This window comes from Aporhodopirellula aestuarii (assembly GCF_023701485.1).
In the GTDB taxonomy this organism is placed as follows: domain Bacteria; phylum Planctomycetota; class Planctomycetia; order Pirellulales; family Pirellulaceae; genus Rhodopirellula; species Rhodopirellula aestuarii.
Genome location: NZ_JAMQBK010000038.1, coordinates 56,807 through 62,811, shown reverse-complemented (window position 1 = coordinate 62,811; position 6,005 = coordinate 56,807). Strand labels below are relative to the sequence as shown.

The 6,005-nt window shown below is 53.2% G+C and carries 4 protein-coding genes; 2 read left to right on the top strand and 2 right to left on the bottom strand.

Annotated elements, in window-relative coordinates:
• Positions 1-111: 111 nt before the first annotated feature.
• Together NB063_RS14440 and NB063_RS14435 are read right to left on the bottom strand one after the other, a co-directional pair.
• A complete protein-coding gene (locus NB063_RS14440; RefSeq protein WP_250929442.1) occupies positions 112-417 on the bottom strand; it encodes a transposase family protein in 306 nt (101 codons plus the stop codon).
• A 474-nt stretch (positions 418-891) separates the two neighbouring features.
• The gene (locus NB063_RS14435) at positions 892-1,095 is read right to left on the bottom strand and encodes a hypothetical protein (RefSeq protein ID WP_250929441.1); all 204 of its coding nucleotides are present in this window, start codon (positions 1,093-1,095) and stop codon (positions 892-894) included.
• A 451-nt stretch (positions 1,096-1,546) separates the two neighbouring features.
• On the opposite strand from NB063_RS14435, the gene NB063_RS14430 reads away from it, so the two are divergent.
• Positions 1,547-3,001 carry a putative glycoside hydrolase gene (locus NB063_RS14430; RefSeq protein WP_250929440.1) on the top strand — a complete coding sequence of 485 codons (1,455 nt, stop codon included), beginning with the start codon at positions 1,547-1,549 and terminating at the stop codon, positions 2,999-3,001.
• Positions 2,998-4,269, top strand: a complete 1,272-nt coding sequence (locus NB063_RS14425; RefSeq protein ID WP_250929439.1) for a hypothetical protein — start codon at positions 2,998-3,000, stop codon at positions 4,267-4,269. Before NB063_RS14430 ends, NB063_RS14425 begins: the two co-directional genes overlap by 4 nt.
• Positions 4,270-6,005: the final 1,736 nt, after the last annotated feature.

The following is a 6,005-nucleotide window of genomic DNA, read 5'->3' as shown; positions in this document are numbered from 1 at the left end:
CTCGGGACGTCGATTGTTTTAGTGCTCTTTTCAGCGGAACGGCGCGAGCCGTCCGGTCCCGCGTTACCGGACGGTTCGCGCCTTTCCGCTACTTTTGAAATCCCGCAGTAATTAAATCGACGTCCCCTGCACGCGAAAGACGTAAACAATTGCTGGCTTGCGAGTGATCCTCTCGAGCCGCATCAGTTCAGGTTCGCCTGGTTTGATTGCAATGAAACGATCGTGCGATGGAACTCCCTCGGTCGTGTCAAGGATCTCGGCAAACCGTCTTTTCGTGGTGTTGGCAAACGTCGCGATCGCGACAAAGTCATCCGCGCCGGCGAGCGCGGCACCGATTGTCAGCAACAAGACATTGATCAACGGGCAAGCCGGTTCGCCTGACCACCACGACTCAGCGGATCCAAACCGAACGCTCACTCAGCTTCGCAAGTTGCCCGGTGTGGCGCCAACGCCCTACCTGGTTGCAGCGATCCATTTGTTTCCCAGTCCGCCGTTCGATTACAACTGAACACACGCTTCGCTCACTGGGCCGACCGAAGAAAAAATGGGCTGCGTCCCCTATCATTCAGTAGTAGGTAAGATGAGTGATTTCAGGTCCTCAAAAATGTTTGTATCGATGAGACGGAACAACGTCAAACTTCGAGCTCTATTGCGGAATATCGAGCTTGCGAAATTCATTGGTTTGTGTTGGCTGCTCTTTGTCAGTGTTCCATCCGTATTTGCGGTGGACTCATCGGGTCGGAATAGTCATTTTTGGATTACCTTGCACCCGACCGCCGGAACGCCGTCAGCAACGCCTGCAGATTTGGTGCTTGCAAATGGATACCGCAGTGTGAATCTCAATTCACCCGATCTCTCTTGCAAACGGGTGGTGGATCATTCGAAGTGGATTTACCAAATTACCTGGACCGGGAACGATTTGCTCGATGGGGCCGAGGCGGAAACACTGCAATTCAATGTAGTTGTCGAGGCGTTCAGCGGTACGACTTTTTCCTTCAAAGGGGGCGTGAACACTTCGAGTGTCGCTTCGCTCGGCAATCCGGCGTCGCTTTCAGGCGCGAACAACAATTGGTCCGTCGGCAAAGGGGGAAGCATCGGAGTTGGCGAGTCGATCCGCATGTCCCTGCAGGATTTTACGATCAATGGATCGGAATTGGTGTCGAAGGGACTTGTGCTGGAAGAGACCTTTACGCATTTCATCGCCAGAGAGTCCGGAGGTGGAAGAGGCCATAAAATGATTCTTGGCGTGGGGGAGCGATTGCGGTCCGCGACCTTCGGCACACCGACTGAATCCTGCGACGTCAGTGGTTCATCGTATTCCGTTACCGGGGCGGGCGGTGCCGTGAAAGGCAGGGATTGGGCCATGCAGCAGGTGCACTTGTCGTTGGTCGTTAGAAACCCGTCCTTATCCATCGAAGATCCGGGGCATTTGTTTGCTGATTTGCAAAATGGACACACGTTTGGACCGACTCCATATCCGCCAACGTCGGAAGAGAAGCTAAACGCCTTTCCCGCGTTTTCCTGGGATCGCGTTCCACGGGGCATCTTGATCCGCAAGAGCACCGCCTACAAGGATGATGAAATCATAGCCATTGCCGAACACTATGATTTAGTTGTTCTCGAGAAGGCCAATAACGCCGGCCAAGGAAGCACCATGAAGGGAATGCTGCATACCGCAGCGCGGCTAAAGAAGATCAATCCCAATCTCAAAATACTCTTTTATTGGAACTCGAGGATCTACTTCGGGCATTACGGGATTGATGATTCCATCACCAAACATCGTGATGAATGGATTGACCCCAAATTTACGATCCGGGATGGCCTGCCGACCTATGACCGGAGCAATCCTGATTTCGTTCAATGGTGGGTGGGTTGCGCGGAGAAGATGATCGCTCATCCATCGATTGACGGCACGTTTGTTGACAAATCGGGTGTCCCCATTTCCATGCTCGACGCCCTGTATAAGGCGACACCCGCTAACAAACTGGTCATGAACAACAATGCGGGAGCTCGACAGCGTATTGGCTTTGTGGACGGAACCTACCGGGAAGGATGGAGCGGTGGCGGTAGTCCTGATACGGTCGCTGAGACCATTGCCATTGGACGGGAAACGGGTTTGAACAAAAAGATGCAAATCTTGAGGATGCCCGTCAAAGGGGCAACGAGCAAGCGGGACATGGAGGACAGGATCGATCGTAGCTTGGCGATCTATTTGTTGTATGCGGAAAAGTATTCCTACTTCTATTGGCAGGCCACGGTAGATGCCAAGAAGGGCAAGATGTGGGAATGGGACGCCAGTTACATCGATCAACTCAATCGCCCGTTAGGCGAGCCCTTGGGGCCTTACGTTCGGGACAGCAATGTCTTTACTCGCAGCTTTGAACATTGTGATGTGTTTTTGAATTACCAACCTGGCTCCGGGGAAAAATCGGTAGCCAGGATTTTATGGAAGAACGACATCGGTAACCCAGCTCTGGCGGGCAGTGGGATCTCCGGCACCGACGACACCTACAGGATTCAAGGTGGTGGGGGATTCTCCCGTGAATCGGAGCAGTTGTTTTTTCTTTCAGACGCCCACTACGGAGACGGTGCAATCAAGGCTTCGATAGATGCGTTGGAGAATACGCACGCGTATGCCAGGGCCGGCATCATGTTCAGGGAGTCGTTGGCGACTGACGCCCCGATGGTCGCCGTACTCCGAGATCCGGCGGGGCGACTGTATATGTACTACCGCCTAAAATCGGGCGAGAAAACTGTCAGTGCAGGGTTCATTGATGCAGGAAAGGGTCGCCGTGTCATGCTGGTTCGCAGCGGCGATGTCTTTTCAGGGTATTGCTCTTCAGATGGGACAAGGTGGACCAAAATCTCTCAGGTGAGCATCCCCATGCGTGAAAAGATTGAGATGGGAATGGCTGTCGCCTCACACAGCCAGACCGCTCTGGCCGCTGCGACCTTCAGTGAATTCGCACGCCGCGAAATTACGTCGAAACAAAACGAATGAAAGAAAAGTCGGAAGACGCCATGAAAAGAATTGGAATACGGCCTTTGTTGGTGTTGCTGGGATACGGAATGCTGTTGTGCAGCAACGCGTCGATGGCTGCCGACTCGACTTATGTGCTCAGGGGCAAAGTGATGGACACATCCGACAACTGGCTCAACGACGCCAACGTCACTCTGGTGCCGATTGGCGTGGAAACACAAAGCAATGCCAATGGTGAATTTGTCCTGAAGTTTCAAATCGACGAACCGCTGAAACGAAACAAACGCAGGGCCTTCGCTACGTTACAAGTCACCAGAAGTGGTCACGTCGACGCGCAAATCCCCATCCGGTCGATGAACCAATTTACGAGTGAAGAACCCATCGTTGTGAAGCTGAAACCCAAACCGGTTGATAGCAGTCTTGTTGGTTTTACAACTGAAATGAAAGCCCCCGAAGGTAGGAAAGGGACCGAGGTTCAGTTTCATGTCTATATCCCGGAGTCCGTCAAAAGAGTAAAGGCCGCCTTCTGTATTTCCAGGCATGGTATGGGCGACATCACCAAACCGGTGCTGAAGAGTTTTGCCGAAGAAGAGCAAGTGGCACTGATCGGCATGCTTGGTGATCCGGTGCAAAGAGGTGTGGCTTCGGTCGATGTACTGGATGAACATCTCAAGCGACTGGCCGAATTGTCCGGGCACCCCGAACTTCCGGAAGTACCGTTGATGACCTTTGGCCACTCCAACGGAACCGGGTTTGCGGCCAGCTGGCCAAGAGACCGTCCGGATAGAGTTATCGCTTGGATAGCGTTTCATCCCGGCTTTTCAAACTATTTGCAGTTTCCGAATACTGAGAAAGCCCCAGCACTGGTCATGTGTGGCACGATCGACAAATATCTGTTGAGGAGCCGACAGGATCAGGTTGTCGCGAAAATGCGCGAAACCCGTAACGCAGCGATGTGTGTGATGATGGAAGGTGGTGTTGGCCACGGTCCGGCCGATGCCGATTCTGCTTGGGAGTTGATCACTGAATTTTGTAAAGCCGCGATGCGTGTCCGCCTTGGTGAGGACGGCACCTTGAAGCCGATAGATATCGAGAGTGGATGGCTGGGTGCGACCTACGACTTCGAACGAGGCGGAAGGCAACGCTTGGAAGTTGCTCCTTACTCGGAATTCAGAGGTGACAAGTCGACCGCCAATTGGTTTCCCGACGGCGCATTTGCCAAAACTTGGCAGACGTACGGGCAAAATGAGCCGGCAAAAAAAGTTCGGCCCGTTAGAAGCTCCCAATAGTGCTTTGTCAGCATAGTAAATGATGGTGAGACCGATCGGCTCTCGCTAGTCCGTTACGCCTTTTAGCGGCCGGACGAGAGCCCGATGCAATCTGTTTTGTTGGTGGCGCAAGCGGGCTGTTGATGGGAGGACACAGTCATTGGAGGCACGCAGCTGGCGCTATCGGCTCGCTAACAGGACAACGCCACTTCGATCGTTCAAAAGGCATCTAAAGTGTTGTGGGTGCGGTGTCTGCGAACAATGCATTGGTAGCCGAAGCGTGAGCGAGGAAATCTTCGTAACTCCTTCCCTCGCTTACGCTTCAGTTTACCTTTTGCTCGAACGGGGCGCTGTCCAGCTAAGCTCTACGAAACAACTCAATTAAAAGCCCGCTTGCGCCGTTCCGCTAAGAGTAGCAGTGAAACAATCGATGTCCCGAGCGACCGAACGACGTGAAAAATGGCACTACCCAGCTCGGGGTGGCCAGGGACGCTCGCTGCGACGTTTCGGCTCTTTCATGCCACTGGCCAAGCTGACTATCAATTCCGGCAGCAGCCGAGATGTTCCCGCTTACAAACCGTCCTCGCTTGAGCGAATGCATGCGGAACTGAAAGAGGGGATGACTACTTGCAGGTGATCGTGGATGACAACAAAGACGGGGATCGGTGGTTCAACGAAGAAGGTGATCGCGGGGCGAAATGTCGCCGAACGTCGGGCATCGCCTCCTTCAGGTTGTGGAGCCCTCGTAGGCCGGAACAAGTGAAGCGCAGTTCCGGCAGTCCCAAGTGATCCACACGATATCATCCACGTCATGCCGGAGCTTCGTCGCTGCGCTCCTTGAACCGGCCTACTCATCGAATTCAAGAAGCCATTGTGCGTACCCAAGGGACCGGCCAAGCAATAGGGATACCTCTTACATTCGCGAGTTTGAGCACGCCGCAGTCCTCGTAGGCCGGACCAAGCGAAGCGCAGTTCCGGCAGTTCCGGCAGTCCCGAGTGATCAATACGATATCATCCATGTCATGCCGGAGCTTCGTCGCTGCGCTCCTTGATCCGGCCTACTCACTTTCGGATCGCTGATGAAATTCACTCGCCACGTCTGCGGGTTTTGCGATAGACTGGATCGGTTCGATGGAAACATGGATCAGTCAGTAGCTCCGCGAATGGGTAAGGGAATCATGAGAAGGCGAGCGTTTATTCAGAACTGTGGAATGCTTCCAGTTCTAGCCGCGACCGGTGACTTGCAGGGAGCAAGTACGAAAGGCAATTCGCGAGCGATTCACGAATACTGTTTTTACGGGTGGCACGAGGACTTCGAGCTCGTCACAGGGCAAGATTTGTCTTACTGCTTGTCGCAATCGAATGGGCTCCTCGATCTATTCCGGTTAAGAACCAATCGAGCGAGAGAACAATGCAGGAATTCGAATATGAGAATGCCTCATTTATCCATAAAACACCCTGGAGGCCGGCCGATCCGGAGACTTGATTCACGAGAGTATCAGGTTTTCGTTTTGGGTGTAGAAATCTATTCAGGCACCTTGTCACCCGAGTTTCCTATCCCAGGACAGGATCACCTACAGGCTGTTCGGCGGCAGTTGGAACAGATCTACCAAGAGATCCTGCAGATCAACAAAAGTCACCAGCATGTTTGGGCCGTTCTCGCTCCGCTAAATACCCTTCAGTTCAATCCAACCAAAGGCCATTGGTTCTTTCGAAATTAGCGATCACGGGCCGTCGGTTATTGAATGATTGAGCCG